Origin of the sequence: Micromonospora sp. CA-263727 (genome assembly GCF_050942455.1) — a bacterium.
GTDB lineage: Bacteria > Actinomycetota > Actinomycetes > Mycobacteriales > Micromonosporaceae > Micromonospora.
The window spans coordinates 3720662-3740995 of the sequence record NZ_CP192031.1 but is presented as its reverse complement, the minus strand read 5'-3'; the positions used below and the strand labels follow the sequence as shown (position 1 = coordinate 3740995).

Annotated in this window: 8 protein-coding genes; 7 read left to right on the top strand and 1 reads right to left on the bottom strand. The window is 72.9% G+C overall.

From position 1 onward, the window contains the following. Nucleotides 1-4: 4 nt before the first annotated feature. The 3 genes from ACQPYA_RS16470 to ACQPYA_RS16460 are packed head-to-tail and all read left to right on the top strand — an operon-like array spanning nucleotide 5 to nucleotide 11873. Nucleotides 5-5458, top strand: coding sequence for an SDR family oxidoreductase (locus tag ACQPYA_RS16470; RefSeq protein WP_433527968.1), 5454 nt, complete (start codon nucleotides 5-7; stop codon nucleotides 5456-5458). Next, entirely contained in the window at nucleotides 5455-11127 is a 5673-nt protein-coding gene (locus ACQPYA_RS16465) for an amino acid adenylation domain-containing protein (RefSeq protein ID WP_433527967.1), read from the top strand. Before ACQPYA_RS16470 ends, ACQPYA_RS16465 begins: the two co-directional genes overlap by 4 nt. Continuing rightward, the gene (locus ACQPYA_RS16460; protein ID WP_433527966.1) at nucleotides 11124-11873 is read left to right on the top strand and encodes a thioesterase II family protein; all 750 of its coding nucleotides are present in this window, start codon (nucleotides 11124-11126) and stop codon (nucleotides 11871-11873) included. Before ACQPYA_RS16465 ends, ACQPYA_RS16460 begins: the two co-directional genes overlap by 4 nt. Before the next feature lie 58 nt (nucleotides 11874-11931). Here ACQPYA_RS16460 and ACQPYA_RS16455 read toward each other — a convergent pair whose 3' ends face one another. Then, nucleotides 11932-12519 carry a TetR/AcrR family transcriptional regulator gene (locus ACQPYA_RS16455; protein WP_433527965.1) on the bottom strand — a complete coding sequence of 196 codons (588 nt, stop codon included), beginning with the start codon at nucleotides 12517-12519 and terminating at the stop codon, nucleotides 11932-11934. Between the two features lie 90 nt (nucleotides 12520-12609). Between ACQPYA_RS16455 and ACQPYA_RS16450 the strand changes: the two genes are divergently transcribed. The 4 genes from ACQPYA_RS16450 to ACQPYA_RS16435 all read left to right on the top strand — a co-directional run bounded on the left by ACQPYA_RS16450 (nucleotide 12610) and on the right by ACQPYA_RS16435 (nucleotide 20067). Continuing rightward, complete coding sequence (locus ACQPYA_RS16450) at nucleotides 12610-13536, top strand: ABC transporter ATP-binding protein (protein WP_433527964.1); 927 nt, start codon at nucleotides 12610-12612, stop codon at nucleotides 13534-13536. After that, nucleotides 13533-15092, top strand: a complete 1560-nt coding sequence (locus ACQPYA_RS16445) for an ABC transporter permease (RefSeq protein WP_433527963.1) — start codon at nucleotides 13533-13535, stop codon at nucleotides 15090-15092. Before ACQPYA_RS16450 ends, ACQPYA_RS16445 begins: the two co-directional genes overlap by 4 nt. Before the next feature lie 431 nt (nucleotides 15093-15523). Then, on the top strand, nucleotides 15524-18319 hold the full coding sequence (locus tag ACQPYA_RS16440; protein ID WP_433527962.1) for an ABC transporter ATP-binding protein/permease: 2796 nt from the start codon (nucleotides 15524-15526) through the stop codon (nucleotides 18317-18319). After that, a complete protein-coding gene (locus ACQPYA_RS16435) occupies nucleotides 18316-20067 on the top strand; it encodes an ABC transporter ATP-binding protein (protein WP_433527961.1) in 1752 nt (583 codons plus the stop codon). Before ACQPYA_RS16440 ends, ACQPYA_RS16435 begins: the two co-directional genes overlap by 4 nt. Nucleotides 20068-20334 lie beyond the last annotated feature (267 nt).

Genomic DNA, 20334 nt, shown 5'->3' with positions numbered 1-20334 from the left:
ACCAGTGAGCGACTCGACCGACGACCTGTCTCAGGTGGCCGTCATCGGCATGGCGGGACGCTTTCCGCAGGCCGCCGACGTGGACGCCTTCTGGGCGAACCTGGCGACCGGCCAGGAGAGCATCTCCTCCTTCTCGCCGGACGAGCTGCGCGCGGCCGGGGTCAGCCCCGCGCTGGTGAGCCGGCCCGGTTACGTACGGGCCAAGGGCGTCCTCGACGGCGCTGACACCTTCGACGCGGCCTTCTTCGGTTTCAGCCCGCGCGAGGCGGAGCTGATGGATCCCCAGCACCGCGTCCTGCTGGAATGCGCCTGGGAGGCGCTGGAGTCGGCCGGCTACGACCCGCAGGCGTTCCCCGGCCGGATCGGGGTCTTCGCCGGTGCCAGCCTGAACACCTACCTCCTCTACAACCTGATGGCCAACCGCGGCGTGATCGAGGCGCTCGGCCCGTATCAGACCCAGCTCGCCAACGACAAGGACTTCCTGGCCACCCGGGCCGCGTACAAGCTCGGGCTGCGCGGGCCCGCCGTCACCGTGCAGACCGCCTGCTCCACCTCGCTGGTGGCGGTCCACCTGGCCTGCCAGAGCCTGTTGTCCGGGGAGTCCGACATCGTCCTGGCCGGCGGGGTCTCGGTGAACATGCCGCTGCGCAACGGCTACCAGTACGAGCCGGGTGGCATCCTGTCCGCGGACGGCCACTGCCGGCCGTTCGACACGGCCGCCGGCGGCACCGTGATCGGCAACGGCGTCGCCCTGGTGGTGCTGCGCCGGCTCGCGGACGCGCGGAGGCACGGCGACATCATCGACGCGGTGATCCGCGGCTCGGCGGTGAACAACGACGGTGCGCTCAAGGTGGGCTACACCGCGCCCGCCGTGGAGGGCCAGGCCGAGGTCATCGCCGAGGCGCTCGGCATCGCCGGTGTCGCGCCGGAGACGGTCGGCTACGTGGAGACCCACGGCACGGGCACCGCGCTCGGTGACCCGATCGAGATCGCCGGCCTCACTCGCGCCTACCGGGAGGGCACCGCGTCGCGTGGCTTCTGCGCGATCGGCTCGGTGAAGGGCAACATCGGCCACCTGGACGCGGCCGCCGGCGCGGCTGCGCTGATCAAGGCGACGCTGGCCCTCAAGCACGAGGCCATCCCGGCCAGCCTGCACTTCGAGCGGCCCAACCCGGAACTGGCGCTGGAGACCAGCCCGTTCTTCGTGAACGCCGCGCACCGGCCGTGGCCCCGCACCGACCAGCCTCGCCGGGCCGGGGTGAGCTCGTTCGGCATCGGCGGGACCAACGCCCACGTGGTGCTGGAGGAGGGACCGGCGATCCTACCGGCGGAGCCCGGCCGTCCCTGGCAGCTGCTGCCGCTGTCGGCGCGCACCGCGGCCGCCCTCGCGCAGGCCGCCGAGCGGCTCGCCGACCACCTCGATGCGCATCCGGACGACGAGCTGGCCGACGTGGCCTTCACCCTGGCCACCCGGCGACGGGCCTTCGAGCAGCGGCGGGCGGTGGTGGCCGTCGACCGCGCCGACGCGGTGCGACGACTGCGCCGGGCCGCCAGCGCCGGTGCGTCGGGCGTCGCCGGCCGACCCGCGAAGGTGGCCTTCCTCTTCCCCGGCCAGGGCACCCAGTACGCCGGCATGGCGCGCGACCTGTACGGCGAGGACCCGGTGTTCCGCGCCGAGCTGGACCGCTGCCTCGACCTGTTCCCCGCGACGGTACGCGCGGCGCTCTTCCCGGCCGGCGAGCCGCAGGCGAACCTGACGGAGACCGAGCTGGCCCAGCCGGCCCTGTTCGCCGTCGAGTACGCCCTGGCCCGCACCGTGATCGCGGCGGGCGTCGAACCGCACGCGCTGGCCGGCCACAGCATCGGCGAGTACGTCGCCGCCTGCCTCGCCGGGGTGTTCCGCCTTGAGGATGCCGCCGCCCTGGTCACCGCGCGCGGCCGGCTGATGCAGGCCACGCCGCCCGGTGCGATGCTGGCCGTCTTCCTGCCCGAGGCCGAGACCGCGGAGCTTCTCTCCGACCGGCTCAGCCTCGCCGCCGTCAACGGCACCGATCTCTGCGTCGTCTCGGGTCCGGCTGATGCCGTGGACGACGTGGCGCGGCAGCTCGTGGAGCGGGGCGTCGGCTGCCGGCGACTGCACACCTCGCATGCGTTCCACTCGGCGCTGGTCGAGGAGGCGGTGCGACCGTTCGTCGCGGAGGTCCGCGGGATCGCGATGCGCCCCCCGCGGACGCCGGTCTGCTCCAACCTGACCGGAACGTGGCTGGAGGACGGTCAGGCCACCGACCCGGAGTACTGGGGCGCACACCTGCGCTCCACCGTGCGCTTCGCCGACAACCTGAGCGCCCTGCTCGCCGATCCCGACCTGATCCTGCTGGAGGTCGGCCCGGGTGACTCGCTGTCCACCTTCGCCCGGCGACACCGGTCCTGGACGGCGGACCGGGTCGCGGCCGGCACCATGGGCCGGCACGACGGGAAGCGGGCCGGCCGGCAGGCCCTGCTGGAGGGGCTGGGCACGATCTGGGCCGCGGGTGCCACGCTCGACTGGGCCGCCGTCTGCGAGGCTGACCGCCGCCGTCGGGTGCGCCTCCCCTCGTACCCGTTCCAGCGCCGCCGCTTCTGGGTGGCGCCTGATCGCTCGGAGACAGCTGGACCGGCCTCGTCGCCGACCTACCGCCCCGGTTGGCGACGGATGCAGCCGGTGCGGCCCCGCGCCGACGAGGGCCCCTGGCTGGTGCTGGGCGCGGATCTTCCCGCGGGCCGGGCCCTGTCCGAGGCCCTCCCCGCCGTCGTGCGCGTCAGCGCGGGAACCGGGTTCGCCCAGGCCGGCCCGGACGCCTTCACCGTCGATCCGGCCGACCGGGGCGACTACCGGCGCCTGCTCGACGCGCTCGGCGATCGCCGGCCGGCGCGGGTCGTCCACCTGTGGAGCCTGGCCGTGGAACCCGGTGCCGACCTGGACCGTGCCGAGGCCGTCGGATTCCACAGCCTCCTGGCGTTCGCTCAGGCGCTGGCCGGCCGGGCGGAGCACCCGCCACTGATCCTGGACGTGCTGACCCGGGGCGTGTTCAGCGTGACCGGCGACGAGCGCCTGCAACCGGAGAACGCCACCCTGGTCGGCCCGTGCACGGTCGTCCCGCAGGAGGTCCCCGGTGTCACCTGCCGGCTGCTCGACCTCACCGGAGCGAGCGTCGAATCGGTGACCCGCGCCCTGCGGTCGGTGCCGGACGAGCCGGTGCTGGCCCGGCGGGGCAGCCACTGGTGGGCCCGGACCTTCGACGCTGTCGAGCTCGACCCCGGCCCGTCCGCCGGCCGGCTGCGTGACGACGGCGTCTACCTCATCACCGGCGGCCTGGGCGGCATCGGCCTGGCGCTCGCCGAACACCTGGCCCGCTCCGTGCGGGCCCCGGCGATCGGCCTTCTCGGGCGTACCCCCGTCCCGCCCGAGGAGACCTGGTCGCAGTGGCTCGCCGAGCACGGCACCGACGACCCGACCAGCGCGCGGATCCGACGCCTGAAGGCGCTCCACGACCTGGGCGCCCGGCCGATGGTGCTGCACGCCGACGTCACGGACCTCGCGCAGACCACCCGGGCGGTCGACGAGCTGCGGGCCCGCTTCGGCGCGCTGTCCGGCGTCGTCCACGCGGCCGGGCTGCCCGCGAGCGGTCTGCTCGCCGGAACGTCACGGGCCGACGCCGACGCGGTCCTCGCCGCCAAGACCCGCGGCACCCTGGTCCTGGATGCGGTGTGTGGCCGGGATTCGCTCGACTTCTTCCTGCTGTGTTCGTCGCGCACCGCGATCCTCGGGGGGCCGGGCCAGCTGGACTACTGCGCCGCCAACGCCTTCCTGGACACCTTCGCCGCCGGGCGGGACGGCGTGACGGCCGTCGCCTGGGACACCTGGCGTGGCACCGGAATGGCGGCCGACCCGGGCGGCGGGACCGACATCGGCCACCCGCTGCTGCAACGCCGCCTGCGACGCACCGCGACGGCGGAGACGTTCCGCACCACCATCACCACGGCGGAGAGCTGGATCGTCGACGAGCACCGGATGCAGGGGCACGGTCTGGTCCCGGGCACCACCTACCTGGAGATGGTCCGGGCCGCGGTGGCGCCGCACGCCGGCGGTAAAGAGATCGAGTTCCGGGACGTGCTCTTCACCTCGCCGGTGATCGTCCCGGACGGCCAGGAGCGCGAGATGTTCACCACGGTCGAGCGGGGCGACGGCGGGGCGACGGGGTTCCGCGTGCACAGCCGGGGGGCCGCCGGCCGGCAGGAGCACTGCGCCGGCACGGTGGTGCTGCACGACCCGGTCGAGCGTCCCCGGCGCGCGGTCGGCGAACTGCTCGACGCCTGCGACGTCCACGAGGTGATCGAGGGGGAGGATGCGCTCCGGCGCCGGCTGCGCCTGGACTTCGCCGCCGAGGGCGGACTCATCCGGTTCGCCGTGCACGGCCGGTGGCGTTGCCTCACCCGCATCCACGTCGGTACCACCGGAATGGTCGCCACCCTGGACCTGCCCGAGCGGTACGCCGCGGACCTGGACACCTACCTGCTGCACCCGGCCCTGCTCGACGTGGTCGGCGGCGCGTCACGGGTGTACGCCGCCGAGGGCTACTATCTGCCGTTCTGGTACGGCAGCCTGCGGTTCGTCCGGGGCCTGACCAGCCGGATGGTGTGTCACATCCGGATCAGGGAGGGCGGCGACTCGTCCGGCGAGACGCTCACCTGCGACGCCGACGTCCACGACGAACAGGGCCGGCTGCTGGTGCAGATGCGCGACTTCACCATGAAGCGGGTCCACGAACCGGCGTCGATGCGCGACGAGATCGAGCGCGCCGCATCGGCCCCGCCGGAGCCCTCGCCGGCCGGCCTGGCCGCCCTGCACGACCCGGCCGGCGGGCTGACCGTGGCCGAGGGCGGCGACCTGTTCGACCGGATCCTGGCGACCGACCCGCTCCCCGCCCAGCTGGTCGTCTCCGCCCGCGACCTGGCCGCGGCGCAGCGGTCGGCCGCGGCCATCGACCCGGCCCGGCTGGCCGCCGAGCTGGCCGAGGCACCCGCACCGTCCACGCTGCACCCGCGCCCTGATCTCGACATCCCGTACGAGGAGCCGGCCCCCGGCGCCGAGGCGGACATCGCGGCCATCTGGCGGGACGTGCTCGGCATCGACCGGATCGGCCGCAACGACGACTTCTTCGCGTTGGGCGGCCACTCCCTGGCCGCGGTCCAGATCGGCACGAAGCTGCGCGCCCGGTTCGGTGTGGAGCTGACCCTGCGCGACTTCTTCGACCAGCCCACCGTGGCGAACACGTCCCGGCTCATGGCGGGCGCCGCGGAGGTGCCGGCCCCGGCCCCGATCGAGCCGATCGCCGACGGGGTGGCAGAGCTCTCCGACGACGAGGTGGACGCCATGCTGCGCGAGCTGCTGGCTGCCGAAGGAGGAAGCGAGACATGAGCACGCCGGACCTGGACCGCCTGTCGACGGATGACAAGCGGCGCCTGCTGGCCGAACGGCTCCGCGCGCGGGTGCGCGAGTTCCCGCTCTCCTTCCCGCAGCAGCGGCTCTGGTTCCTGGAGCAGCTCGTGCCGGGCGGCGCCGCGTACAACGTGCCGATCGCGGTACGGCTGGCCGGGCCGCTGGACCTGGCGGTGTGGCGGCGCTGCTGCGACGAGATCGTGCGCCGGCACGACGCGTTGCGTACCACGTTCGCCGAGGTGGAGGGGGAGCCGGTACAGCGGGTCGCGGCCACCGGAGAGGCCGACCTCGCGGTGGTCGACTGTGACGGCAACGACGTGCGGCGGCTGCTCCAGGAGGAGGTGCAGCGGCCGTTCGACCTCGGGACCGGCCCACTGCTGCGGGTACGGTTCTTCCGGGTGGCGCCGCAGGAGCACGTCCTGCTGCTCACCATGCACCACATCGTCGCCGACCTCTGGTCGGTGGCGGTGGCCGTGCAGGAGCTGATCACACTCTATCCGGCGCTGCGGGACGGCAGGCCGTCCCCGCTGCCGGCGCTGCCCATCCAGTACGCCGACTTCGCCGCCTGGCAGCGCCGGCAGCTCGAAGGCCCCGGTCTCGCCGAAGACCTCGCCTACTGGACGGCGGCGCTGGACGGTGCGCCGCCGGTGCTCGATCTGCCCACCGACCGGCCGCGACCGCCGGTGCAGAGCTCGCGCGGCGGCTCCACCGAGTTCCGGCTGCCCGGCCCGCTGACCGAGCGGCTGCGCGCGCTGAGCCGCCAGGAGGGCGCCACGCCGTTCATGACGGTGCTCGCCGCGTTCGCCGTGCTGCTGCGGCGCTACAGCGGTCAGGACGACCTCGTGATCGGCGCGCCGATCGCCAACCGGACCCGGCCGGAGATCGAGCGGCTGGTCGGCTTCTTCGTCAACACGCTGACGCTGCGGATGGACCTCACCGGCGACCCCACCTTCCGGGAGTTGCTGTCCCGGGTCCGGGCCGCGTGCCTTGGTGCCTACGCGCATCAGGACCTGCCGTTCGAGCGGCTGGTCGAGGAGCTGCACCCGCGACGGGACCTGTCCCGGTCGCCGCTGTTCCAGGTGTCGTTCGTGTTCCAGAACATCGAGGTGCCGGAGCTCGACCTGGGCGGGCTGCGGGTCACCCCGTACACCGTCGCGAGCGCGACCGCGCGCTTCGACCTGGAGTTGCAGGTCTTCGACCGGCCCGACGGGCTGGGCGGCTGGTTCGAGTACAACGCCGACCTGTTCGACGCCGCCACCGTCGCGCAGATGTCCAGGGCGCTGCACCGGCTGGTCGAGCAGATCATCGACGCGCCGGATCGCCCGGTCGCCAAGCTCCACCTGCTGGACGAGGACGAACGCCGGCGGCTGGCGCACGAGCCCAACGACACCCGGCGCGTCTGGGACGACCTGCCCTGGGCGCACCTCGACGTCGCCACCCGCGCGCGGGCGGACCCCGCCGCCGAGGCGCTGCGCTGCGGCGACCGGACCCTGACCTACGCCGACCTCGACCGCCGGGCCAACCAGCTCGCGCATCACCTGCACCGACTCGGCACCGGGCACGGGGACCTGGTCGGAATCTGCACCGAGCGCACCCCGGAAATGGTGGTGGCGATGCTCGGCACGCTCAAGGCCGGCGGCGCCTACGTCCCGCTCGATCCGGCCTACCCGGTCGAGCGCCTCGCGTTCATGATGGCCGACTCGGGACTGAAGATGCTGCTCACCGAAGGTGACCTCGCGGATCGGCTGCCGGAGCCGCCGGCCGTGGTCGTCTGTCTCGACCGGGACGCGGAGGCGCTCGCGGCCGAGAGCACGACGCCGCCGCAGGTCGGGGTCGCCGGCGACGATCTGGCCTACGTGATCTACACCTCCGGCTCGACGGGGCAACCCAAGGGCGTGCAGATTCCGCACCGGGCACTGGCCAACTTCCTGCGTTCGATGCGCGAGCTGCCGGGGATCACCCCGGCGGACACCCTGCTCGCCGTCACCACGCTCAGTTTCGACATCTCCATGCTGGAGCTGCTCCTGCCGCTCACCACCGGCGCGCGGGTGCACCTGGCCAGCCGGGAGGTGGCCGCCGACGGCGTCCGGCTCGGCGCGGCGCTGGCCGCCTCCGGGGCCACGCTGATGCAGGCCACGCCGTCCACCTGGCGACTGCTGCTGGACGCCGGATGGACGCCGCCCGCCGGGTTCCGGATGCTCTGCGGCGGCGAGGCGCTCCCCGAGGATCTGGCTCAGCGGCTGGTCGGGTCCGGCGGGGAGCTGTGGAACATGTACGGACCCACCGAGACCACCATCTGGTCGGCGGTGTCGCGGGTGACGGGGGAGATCCGGCTGGGCGAGCCGATCGCCAACACCGAACTGCACGTCCTCGACGCGTACGGCGCGCTGGTGCCCCCGGGTGTCCCCGGTGAACTGCACATCGGCGGCGCCGGCCTGGCCCGCGGCTATCTCGGCCGGACCGAGCTCACCGCCGAGCGGTTCGTGCCGCACCCGTTCCCGATCGGGCTGGGCCACCGGCTCTACCGCACCGGCGACCTGGTGCGGCGCCGCGCCGACGGTGGCCTGGAGTTCCTCGGCCGGATGGACCACCAGGTGAAGCTGCGCGGCTTCCGGATCGAGCTGGGTGAGATCGAGGCGCTGCTAGCGCAGCAGCCGGCGGTCCGGCAGGCAGTGGTCCTGGTGCGCGAGGACACGCCCGGGGACCAGCGCCTGGTGGCGTACGTGGTGACCGACGGGCTCCCGGCCCAGCCGGACGAACTGGACCAGTGGCGCAGCATCTGGGATTCCGCGTACGACGGTTCGGCTCCGGAGGTCGACCCGACGTTCGACATCAGCGGTTGGAACAGCAGCTACACCGGCGAGCCCATTCCTGCGGTGGAGATGCGTGACTGGGTGGACCGGACCGCCGACCTGGTGCTGTCGCGCGCGCCGCAGTCGGTGCTCGACGTGGGCTGCGGCACCGGCCTCATCCTGCACGCCGTGGCCCCGCGCTGCCGGCGGTACTGGGGCACCGACTTCTCCACGGTCGTCCTGGACCGGGTACGTGACTCGGCCCGGTACCCCGGCGACGTCCAGCTGCACGAGTGCGCCGCCGATCAGCTCGACCGGTTGCCGGACCAGCTCTTCGACGTCGTCCTGCTGAACTCGGTGGTGCAGTACTTCCCGGACGAGGAGTACCTGGCACGGGTGATCGAAGGGGCACTGGCCCGGCTCGCCCCGGGCGGTGCCGTGGTGGTCGGCGATGTCCGCAGCCTCCCGTTGCTCGGGGCCTTCCACACCTCGGTCGAGCGGTACCGGGCCGAGCCCGGCGACTCCGACGACACGCTGCGCACGCGGGTCCGCCGCCGGGTGGCCGAGGAGGAGGAGCTGGTGATCGATCCGCGCTACTTCCGGGCTCTCCAGAGCCGGCTCCCCGGCATCGCCGATGTCCGGGTGCGGCCCAAGCGCGGCCGGTTCGACAACGAGCTCACCCGGTTCCGGTACGACGTGGTCCTCACCGCCGGCGCCGCCGTTCCTCCGGCCACGTACCCCTGGCAGGAGTGGACATCCATGGAGGCGTTGCGCGGGCAGTTGGACGGCGACGTCCTCGCCGTCCGCGACGTGCCGAACGCCCGGGTGCTGGCGGGCGGCGGGGTCGACCCGGAGGAGCTGGTCCGGTTCGCCGAGGCGGCCGGCTACCGGGCCGAACTGGACTGGTCCGACCACGGCCCGGACGGCGCGTACCACGTGGTGCTGCGCCGGTTCGGCACAGCGGAGCACCCGGTTGCCGCGGCGCAGCCGCCGCCCGCGGACGGACCGCTGTCGGCCTGGGTCAACGGCAGCACGGCGCGCCGGGCGCGGAAACTACAGCCGCAGCTGCGCGCCGCCCTCGCCGAACGGCTGCCGGAGTACATGATCCCGTCGGCGTTCGTGTTCCTGGACGCCTTGCCGCTGACGCCCAACGACAAGGTGGACCGCAAGGCGCTGCCCGCACCGGACCTGCTGCGTCCCAGCCTGCGTACGCCGTACGAGCCGCCCCGCGACGACCTGCAACGCGCGCTCGCCGAGATCTGGGGCGAACTGCTCCGGGTGGACGGGGTCAGCGTCCACGACGACTTCTTCGAGCTGGGCGGCCACTCGTTGCTGGCCACCCAGGTCATCTCCCGGATGCGGGCCCGCCTCGGCGTCGACGTGTCGCTGCGCGACCTGTTCGAGCAGCCGACCGTCGCGACGTTGGCCGGCTGGTTGACCGCCCGTGGCCCCGGGCCCGCCGATCCGGCGCCCACGGCCGTCGAACCGGTGACCCGCGGCGGTGACCTTCCGCTGTCGTTCGCCCAGGAGCAGCTCTGCGTCGACTTCCCGGTCCCGCCGCAGGACGCCTTCCACACGGTGGTGACCGCCGCCCGCCTGCGCGGCGCCCTGGACGAGGACGCCCTGGGCCGGGCCCTTGACCACCTGGTGCAGCGGCACGAGACACTCCGGACCCGGCTGGTCACCCGGCCGGCCGGGCTGGTGCAGGTGATCGACGACGAGGGAGCCTGGCCGCTGGTCCGGTCCCGGCTCGACGCGGCCGACGCCGCGAACCCGCTGCCGGCGATCCGCCGCGTGCTGGACGAGGAGGCGGGCCGTTCGTTCCCACTGGCCGACGGCCCCCTGGTCCGGGCTCGGCTGATCACCGTGGACGACCGGGACCGGATCCTCGTGCTCTCCATCCATCACGCCGTCACCGACAACTGGTCGTACGGAGTGCTGCTGCGCGAGCTGGCGGTGGCGTACGACGCGTTCGCCGACGGGCGCGACCCCCGGTTGCCGCCCTTGCCCGTCCAGTTCGCCGACTTCGCGGCCTGGCAGCGCCGGGAGTACGAGTCCGGTGCGCTGGATCGGCACGCCCGGTACTGGCGGGACCGCCTCGCCGACCTCCCACCGGCACCGTCGTTCGTCGTGGAGGAGTTGGGGGCCGACGAGGCGGCGTCCGGTTCGGGCAACGACTTCGTGCTCGGTCCGGATCTCACCGCGGGACTTCGCGCGCTGGCCAACCGGGAGAACGCCACGCTTTTCATGGTGCTGCTCGCCGCGTACGACGCGCTGCTCGCGGCGTACACCGGGAGCCGGGACCTGGCCGTCGGCTTCCCGACCGCCGGGCGCGAGCGGCCGGAGGCCGAGAACCTGATCGGCTACCTGGTCAACTCCCTGGTGCTCCGCGTCGACCTGGGCGGCGACCCGACCTTCCGCGACGTCATCGCGCGGGTGCGGGAACGGACCCTGGAGGCGCACGCTCATCATGCCGTCCCGATGCAGCCGCTGCGGCGCGAGATGCCGGCCGCCCGTGACCGGGTGCGCCTGGGGTTCAACCTGCTCAACGCGCCGCTGCCGCCGGCCGTGCTGCGCGGCGTACGCCTGGAACCGGTTTCCGCCGACGGGGTTTTCGTGCATGTGCCCGCCGGCCTGCGACCGGCCGAGGTGGATCTCGGCCTGATCGTCATGGAGGACGCCGGTATCCTTCGGGGCCTGTGGCTGCATGCCGCCGACCGCGTCGATCCGCGCCTGGTGGGCCGCCTGCGTCGCCAGTGGGGCCAGCTCCTGGAGCTGGTGGTGGCCGACCCCGGCCGCCGGATCGAGGAGCTGGCACGGGTCCTCCGCACGGACGCCGCGGGACAGCCGGCGTGAGCGAGCAGTGGTTCTGGGCCCGCCGCCCGCGCCCGGCGGCGGCGACCCGCCTGGTGTGCCTTCCGTACGCCGGCGGTGCCGCGGCGGTCTACCGTGCCTGGGGGCAGCTGGCGCCGAGTCACGTCGAGGTGTGCCCGGTCGAGCTGCCCGGCCGCGGCGTGCGGATGGGGGAGGAGCCGTACCGCCGGCTCACACCGCTGGTCCGGGCACTGGCCGACGCGCTCGAACCGCTGCTCGACCGGCCCTACGCGCTGTTCGGCCACAGCATGGGCGGCCTGCTCGCCTTCGAGCTCGCCCGGTTGCTCCGCCGCCGCGGCCGGCCCGGACCGTCGCACCTGTTCGTCTCCGCCGCACCGGCCCCGGACCGGCGTCACGAGCCCACGGTGCACGACGCCTCCGACGCCGAGGTGAAGGCACATCTGCGCGCGCTCAACGGCACGCCGCCCGAGGTGCTGGAGAACGAGGAGCTGATGGCGTTGGCGCTGCCGATCATCCGCGCCGACTTTGCCGTGCTGGAGACCTACGAGTTCATCGACGAGCCGCCGCTGGACACCCCGCTCACCGTCTTCGGCGGCACCGCCGACCGCACCGTCCGCCCGGCTGAGCTGGCCGGATGGCGTGACCATGCGACCACCGTGGACCTCCGGATGCTGCCTGGTGACCACTTCTTCATCGACGAGCTGGCGCCGGAGCTGATCCGGTTGATCACCGCCCGGGTCACCCCGGCCCGTTATCCGGGCTGGTAGCAGGTCGTCGGGCGGCCTGCGCGACATCCGACCACCGGCCGCTGCCACCGGGGCGGTGTCACGCGCCGCCATCGTCGGCGAGCTGCCCGGCTGCCTCCTGTCTGGCCGGGATCGCTTCCAGCGCTTCGCGCACGTAATCGCCGATGGGCCGGGTGCGGCCGTCATGGTGCCACTGTTCGAGGGCGCCGAAGTAGACGCCGAAGAGGTAGGTGCGGGCCAGGACCTTGGCCGGGGTCGGCCCGTGCCCGCGGTCGGCCAGGGCGGCGGCGACGCGCTCGACCATGGCGTCCATCGTGGCGTAGACGGCGGCCCGGATCGTGGGCTCCTCCAGCACGTAGCGCATGCCGCGCCACGGGCCCCCGTCACCGGCGCTGGCCGCGAGGCGTGTCATGGTGCCGGGAAGGTCGTCGAGGTCCAGGACCTCGTCGAAGCCGTCCGCCCCGACGGCGGCGAACGGATCGATGGTGAACAGCCCCTCCTTGGCGCCGAAGTAGCGGTAGAAGGTGGACGGCGACACCGCCGCTTCCCGCGCGATGTCGTCGATGGTGACGTTGTGGAATCCGCGGGAGTCGAAGAGCTCCATGGCCGTGTCCTGGATTGCGCGGATCGCGGCCATTCGATTGCGCTGACGCAGGCTGAGCGGCATGCCGTTGAGTGTAACGATGTGAAATTCTTACTCATGACGGAAGCAACTTTCAAGATGGCAGCAGCTTCCATTCTGTGTCAGGATGTCGGTATGGACGCGATCACGGTGCGAGGCGTACGCAAGGTGTTCGGCAGCACGGTCGCGTTGAACGACTTGGACCTCACGGTCGCCCAGGGAGAGGTGCACGGCTTCCTCGGACCGAACGGGGCCGGCAAGAGCACCACCATCCGGGCCCTGCTCGGCCAACTGCGGGTGGACGCCGGCAAAGCGGCGATCTTCGGTCTGGACTGTTGGACCCAGTCGGTGGCGGCCCACCGGCGCCTGGCGTACGTGCCGGGCGATGTGGCGCTGTGGCCGGGTCTGACGGGCGGAGCCAGCATCGACGTCCTCGGCCGGCTGCACGGCGGCGCCGACCCGCACCGCAGGCGGGAGCTCATCGATCGGTTCGAGCTGGACCCGACCAAGCGGACGCGTACCTACTCGAAGGGCAACCGGCAGAAGGTGGCGCTGATCGCGGCGCTCGCCACGAACGCCGACCTCTTCCTCTTCGACGAACCCACCTCAGGGCTGGACCCGCTCATGGAGGAGGTCTTCCAGCAGTGTGTCCGGGAGCTGAAGGACGACGGTCGCACGGTGCTGCTGAGCAGCCACATCCTCTCCGAGGTGGAGGTCCTGTGTGACCGCGTCAGCATCATCAGACGTGGCGCGGTGATCCGGACCGGCACGCTGGCCGACCTGCGCAGCCATACCCTCACCCGGGTGGCTGCGGTGACGAGGCACCCGCTCACCGGCCTGGACCGGCTCGACGATCTCGTCGACCTGGCCGTGACGACGCGACCGGACGGCACCCACGTCAGCTTCCGCGCCGGCCCCGCGGCGCTGGCCGCAGCGGTCGGCTGCGTCGCCGCCGCCGAACCGGCCTCCCTGACGGTGCAGCCACCCAGTCTCGACGAACTCTTCCTCGCCAACTACCGCGGCGACGTCCCGAGCACCGTGGCCGAGGGCGCGGTGCGATGACCGGATACTGGCGCTGCCTGTCGTTGAGCCTGCGCACCGGCTGGCCCCAGGTGCTCGGTTGGCCGTTGATGGTGGCCGCCCTCGTGGTCGCGAGCGCGGCCACCATCAACGGGACGTACCCCGATCGGGCCAGCCGCGACCGGTACGCCGGCGCCTACGAACTGCTTGACGGCAGTGCCGCGCTGCAGGGCCGTGGATACGACCTGAACACCCTGGGCGGCATCCTGGTCAACGAGATGGGCTACCTGACCCTGATCATGATCCCCCTGATCGGCGTGCACCTGGCGATCCGGTTCACGCGCAGCGTCGAGGACACCGGACGCCTCGACATCCTGACGTCCTACCCGGTCCACCGGCTGGCACCGGCCGCGGCCGGGGTCACCGCCGCCGCGTTCACGGCGGCGCTGACCGCGCTGATCACCGCGACCGGGCTGACGGCGCTGGGTTTCCCCCTCGGCGGGTCGGGGCGCTATGCCGGCGGGCTCGCGATGTTCATGGTCGTGTTCATCGGCATCGGCACCCTGGTCGCCCAATGCTGCCGGACCGCCCGGACCGCCTACCTTCTCGCGACCGGTATCTGGCTGATCAGCTACCTGGCCCGAGCGGCGGTGGACGCGCAGCAGTGGGATGCGGCGGGCTGGAATCCGCAGTCGTGGCTGGCCGAGATCCGGCCGTTCGCCGCGGATCCACCGTTGTGGCCCTGGATCGCCTCCGGTGCGCTGGCCGTCGGCTTGCTCGCCGCCACCGCCGCGGTCGCCGCCCGGCGTGACCAGGGCGCCGGCATCATCGCCCCGCGGCCGGGTCCGGCCACGGCGCCGGGCTGGGTCCGTTCCCCCCTCACCCTCCTCCTGCGGCTCACCGCCGGTATCGGTGTGGGTTGGGTCGGCGCCAGCGCGTTGTTCGCCTTCGCGTTCGGATACCTGACCCCCCAGATCAACCACCTCGACGCCGCCACGCAGGTCGACCACGACGCCACGGTCAACGCCACTCTGGCCATCTTCGTCCAGCTCAACGCGCTGCTCGCCGCCGCCGCCGGGATTCAGATCGCGCAATGGCTGGCTGCCGAGGAGACGTCCGGCCGGGTGGGGTACAGCCTGTCCACCGTGGTCAGCCGGTGGCGGTGGTGGACATCCGCCACGCTGCTGGTGACGGTGTGGTCGTTGCTGGTTCTGCTCTGCGGTGGTCTCTCCACCGGTCTGGGCCTGGTGGCGGGCTTCGGCGAAGGTCACTACTTCGGAAAGGGACTGACCGCCACGCTGTCCTACACCGCCGCCGTCGTCCTGCTGATCGGCGGCGCCGTGGCCGTGCACTCGCTGAGTCCCCGGGCGGTCCCCGTCGCCTGGCTCCCCGTCGGCTGGGGCATTGTCGTCTGCCTCCGCGCCGACCTGCTGGAACTCCCGTCGTGGGCGCGCCAGCTCTCCCCGGTGCACTGGATCGGTGCCGTGCCCCGCGACGCCTGGCACCGGCCCGCGGCCCTCACCATGACCGCTGTCGCCATCCTTCTCGTCGCCGTGTCGACGGTGCGCTATCGCTGGCGGGACCTCGAAGCCGGCTAGGGCGGGTTTCATAAGGGCGGTCGTGCCGAGGCGGAGTCCAGGGCGGCGGTCCGGCAAGGCGCGGTCTCGCCCGGATGCCGGTGTTATCCGGAACGCCGGGCGGTCAGCCGCGCCCGGCCCACCGGCGACGATCACGGACGGACGATCGGCGGCCCGCACGCCGCCCGGCCCGTCACCGCTGAAGCCGATCTTGTCTTCCTGCGAACCCTAATTTAGGGTGCCCTTAGTTACCCCCTACAAGGCGATCGTCGTCTGCGGGGCGGTCGCCTCGATGCCGTCGACGACCGCCTAGGCCCGGCATACCTCGCACTGCCCGAGTACGTACGGCTGCTGCCCATTGGCGCGATCCGTGGCCTGGTCCACGTCGCGCCGCCCGGCCGGCCGGTCCATGAGATCGTCGCGGACCTCGCCGCGACCGGAGAGGAACTTTGATGGGCAGACGCGGATTCCAGGGCGCGGTCATGCGCAGCTTCGGCGCCCGCGACCATGAGGCGACCGTGGTCGGACGGGAGCAGCGCGCGCCGAACTTCGTGCGCATCCGGCTGACCTCACCGACGCTCTTCGACGAGGTCGAGATCGCCCCCACGGCCTGGCTGCGGTTCTGGTTTCCCGACCCGGGCGGCGGCGAGGCCGAGCATCAGCGCGCCTACACGATCGCCGAGGCCGACGCGTCGACCGGCGAGTTCGCCATCGACATGGTGCTGCACGAGCCGGCCGGCGCCGCGTCCGTCTGGGCGCAGAACGCCCAGCCGGGGTGGCGCGTCATGGCGACCTCGCTCGGCTCGTCCCGGTTCGAGGTGCCGGAGGAACTGCCGACCGGCTATCTGCTGATCGGCGACTCGGCGTCGATCCCGGCGATCAACGGCATTCTCGGCGCGGTCCCCGCGGACGTGCCGGTCGAGGTGTACCTCGAACAGCACGACGAGGCCGATCTGCTCATCCCGCTCGCCACCCATCCGCGGGCACGGGTCCACTGGGTGCCACGTGCCGGAGGGACCTCGCTGGCCGGGGCGGTCGAGGCACGCGACTGGTCGGACTGGTATGCCTGGCTCGGCACCGAACACGTCTCCCTCAAGCACCTGCGGACCCGACTCAAGGACGAGTTCGGCTTCCCGAAGGCCGCGGTGTACGGGCAGTCGTACTGGATCTACGGCCGTTCGATGGGCAAGTGGCGCGCCAGCAAAGAGGAACGGGCGGCTGTCCGGGCCGCGGCGGAGGCCACCGCACCCACCGGCGTGCCGGCGGATCGGGCGTCGTCGGAGGTGCCGTCCGCACCTGCCCTGGATAACGTTGCCGCGACGACGGCCCTGACGGCATCGGCCGAGCCCGTGAGCCCGGCCGAGCCCGTGAGCCCGGCCGGAGCCGTGCGCCCGGGCGCGCCCGGCTCGGAGGTACGGGGTGCCTGGCAGGCCCAGGGCGCTGGGCGGCTGCTGGCGCCGCTCAAGCGCACCCTCGTCCTGTCGGGGGTGTTGCAGGCGGTGGTGACCCTGGTGGAGTTCGCCCCGTTCGTGCTGCTGGTCGAGTTGGCCCGGCGGATGCTGGCCGGCGCTCCGGAGGACGCGCTGTGGGCGGTCGGGCTCTGGGCGGTCGCCTTGCTCGGCGCGGGAACCCTGCTCAGCGGCGCGCTCACCCTGTGGCTGCACCTCGTCGACGCCCGCTTCGCGCGCGGCGTGCGGCAGCGGCTGCTCGGCAAGCTGGCCCGGCTGCCGCTGGGCTGGTTCACCGTCCGTGGCTCCGGCCACGTCAAGCAGGTGGTGCAGGACGACACCCTCGCCGTGCACTACCTGGTGACACATGCCGTCTCCGACGCCGTCGCCGCGATCGTGGCGCCGCTGGCCGTGCTCGGTTACCTCTTCGTGGTCGACTGGCGGATGGCGCTGCTGCTGTTCGTGCCGGTGCTGGTCTACGTGCTCACCATGTGGGTGATGATCATCCAGTCCGGGTCGAGGATCCGCCAGTCCCAGCGGTGGGCGGAGCGGATGTCCGGCGAGGCCGGCGCCTACCTGGAGGGACAGCCGGTGATCCGGGTCTTCGGCGGGGTCGCCGCGTCGACGTTCCGCGCCCGGCTCGGCGAGTACATCCAGTTCCTCAACGACTGGCAGCGGCCGTTCACCAACAAGAAGACGTTGATGGACCTCGCCACCCGGCCGGGGACGTTCCTGCTCGTCATCGCCGCCGCCGGCACCGCCTTCGTCGCCGCCGGCTCGATGGAGCCGGTGACGCTGCTGCCGTTCCTGCTGTTGGGAACCACCTTCGGCGCCCGGCTGCTCGGGATCGGCTACGGGCTGAGCGGGCTGCGCGGCGGGCTGCTGGCCGCCCGCCGCGTGCAGAACACCCTCGACGGGCCCGAACTGCGGCCCGCCGCGGAGGCCGTCCACCCCGGCCCGGAGGAGGTCGACGGCGTCTTCACCGGCCACCGCGCCGGGACCGTCGTCTTCGACCGGGTGAGCTTCTCCTACCGGCCCGGCGTGCCGGTGATCTCCGACGTCTCGCTCACCCTCACTCCCGGCACCGTCACCGCGCTCGTCGGCCCGTCCGGATCGGGCAAGTCGACGCTGGCCGGGCTGCTCGCCCGGTTCTATGACGTCGACTCCGGCGCGATCCGGGTCGGCGGTCGCGACGTACGCGACCTCGGCGTGGATGAGCTGTACGAACGGGTCGGCTTCGTGTTCCAGCAGACGCAACTCGTGCACGGCACCGTGCACGACAACATCGCCCTCGCCGTGCCGGAAGCGACCCGCGAGCAGGTCGCCGACGCGGCCCGAGCGGCGCACATCCACGACCGCGTCCAGCGCATGGCCGACGGGTACGACACCCTCCTCGGACCCGACTCGGCACTCTCCGGCGGGGAGCGCCAACGCCTCACCATCGCCCGCGCGATCCTCGCCGACACCCCGGTCCTCGTCCTCGACGAGGCGACCGCCTATGCCGACCCCGAATCGGAGTACCTCGTGCAACAGGCCCTCAACCGGCTCACCGCCGAGCGCACCGTGCTCGTCATCGCCCACCGGCTGCACACCGTCACCGGCGTCGACCGGATCGTGGTGCTCGACGAGGGACGCATCGTCGAGACCGGCACCCACGACGAGCTTCTCGCGGCCGGTGGCCGGTACCGGCGGCTCTGGGACGCCGGACAGGGCCGCCGTGCCGACGACGCCGCGACCGACCCGGACGGGCAGCCGCATCCGGCCGGTCAGTCGTTCGAGACCGAGGGGGCGGCCCGATGATCCGCACCCTGCTGCGTCTGCTCCCTCCCGACCAGCGTGGCCGGGCTGTCGGCCACACCGCCCTGACCGTCGTCGGCGTCATCCTGCGGGCGGCCGGCGCGGTGCTGCTGGTGCCGCTCGTCGCCGCCCTGTTCGGGCCCGACCCCGCACAGGCGTGGCCGTGGGTGGGTGCCCTGGCCGCGGTCACCGTCGTGGGATGGATGGTCGACGCGGGCGTCGCCCGGATCGGCTTCGACCTCGGGTACGGGCTGCTCAACAATGCCCAGCACGCCATCGCTGACCGGCTGACCCGAATCCGGCTGACCTGGTTCACCGCCGACAACACCGCCACCGCCCGGCAGGCGATCGCGGCGACCGGCCCGGACCTGTTCGGCATCATCGTCTACCTGGTCACCCCGCTGATCGGCGCGATCACCCTGCCCGTCATCGTCGGGCTGGCGCTGCTCGCGGTCTCCGTGCCGCTCGGGCTCGCCGCGCTGGCCGGGGTGCCGGTGCTGCTCGGCGCGTTCTGGGCGGCCGGGCGGATCTCCCGGGCCGCGGACCGCACCGCAGACGAGCGCAACAGCGCGCTGACCGAGCGGATCGTCGAGTTCGCCCGCAACCAGCAGGCCCTGCGGGCGGCCCGGCGTGCCGAGCCGGCCCGCAGTGTGGTCGGCGCGACGCTGGCGTCCCAGCACGGCGCGGCCGTGCGGGTGGTGCTCATGCAGATCCCGGGGCAGTTGTTGTTCAGCCTCGCCAGTCAGATCGCCCTGGTGCTGCTGGCCGGCACCACGACGGTGCTCGCGGTGCGGGGCGACCTCGGCATCCCGGAGGCGATCGCGCTGATCGTCGTCATCGCACGTTACCTGGAGCCGTTCGTCGCGCTCGGTGAGCTCACCCCCGCCCTGGAGAGTGCCACGGCGACCCTACGGCGGATGCACGCCGTTCTGAACGCGCCGGTGCCGGCCGAGGGCGCGGCGGGCGGGCCGGTGCCGGCCGGGGCGCCCCGGATCCGGCTGGACGGCGTGGGGTTCCGCTACGACCCGGACGGCCCGCCCGTCCTCGACGGCCTGGACCTGACCTTTGAACCGGGCAGCACCACCGCGATCGTCGGCCCCTCCGGATCGGGCAAGAGCACCATCCTGGCGCTGCTCGCGGGGCTGCACACACCGTCGACCGGTGTCATCCGCATCGGCGACACCGACGTCGCCACCCTGGATCCGGACGCCAGGCGTCGGTTGGTCAGCGTGGTCTTCCAACACCCGTATCTGTTCGGGGGCACGGTCCGGGAGAACATCCTCGCCGGCGACACCACGGCCGACGCTGACCGGGTCGCCCGGGCCGCCGCGTTGGCCCGTGTCGACGAGTTGACCGCCCGCCTGCCCGACGGGGAGGGGACTGTCGTCGGCGAGGCCGGCACCGCCCTGTCCGGCGGCGAACGGCAACGGGTGAGCATCGCACGCGCGCTGCTCAAGCCCGCGCCGGTGCTCCTGCTGGACGAGGCCACCAGCGCCCTGGACACCGAGAACGAGACCGCTGTCGTCCGGGCGCTCACCGACGATCCGGTGTCGCGCACCCGGATCATCGTCACCCACCGGCCCGGCAGTATCCGCCACGCCGACCGGGTCGTCCTGATCGAGGAGGGGCGCGTCGTCGAGGACGGACCCGTCGAGGAGCTGCTCGCTGCGGGGGGCCGGTTCGCCCGGTTCTGGCAGCAGCAGGAGTCGGCGGCCGGGTGGCGCATCGCGGCGGGCCGCACCGCCGGCTGACTGCCCGCGCAACGGGTCCGGTGCTCGCAGCGTCGCCGGGGCGCGTGCTCCTCTGTGGCCGCTGGCCGGACGACGAGTGTCCACACTTCCTGATGGTTGATGAGAAAGCCATCGTCAGTCCAGCAAAAGTTCGACGCAGCAGGCCCTTTCTTTCCCTCATCAGCAGCGATACCGTCTGCCCAGACGTAACAAGCGTGACATTGTCGTAACGTCCAAGACTCACCCGGGCCCCTGGGCCCCCAGACCGGCGCGTTTCGGCGGCGCGGC

Bases quoted from the DNA above. Each gene is read 5' to 3' on its own strand.
- ACQPYA_RS16465 (WP_433527967.1), top strand. From the start codon at position 5,455: ATGAGCACGCCGGACCTGGACCGCCTGTCGACGGATGACAAGCGGCGC.
- ACQPYA_RS16455 (WP_433527965.1), bottom strand. From the start codon at position 12,519: ATGCCGCTCAGCCTGCGTCAGCGCAATCGAATGGCCGCGATCCGCGCA.
- ACQPYA_RS16450 (WP_433527964.1), top strand. From the start codon at position 12,610: ATGGACGCGATCACGGTGCGAGGCGTACGCAAGGTGTTCGGCAGCACG.
- ACQPYA_RS16445 (WP_433527963.1), top strand. From the start codon at position 13,533: ATGACCGGATACTGGCGCTGCCTGTCGTTGAGCCTGCGCACCGGCTGG.
- ACQPYA_RS16440 (WP_433527962.1), top strand. From the start codon at position 15,524: ATGGGCAGACGCGGATTCCAGGGCGCGGTCATGCGCAGCTTCGGCGCC.
- ACQPYA_RS16435 (WP_433527961.1), top strand. From the start codon at position 18,316: ATGATCCGCACCCTGCTGCGTCTGCTCCCTCCCGACCAGCGTGGCCGG.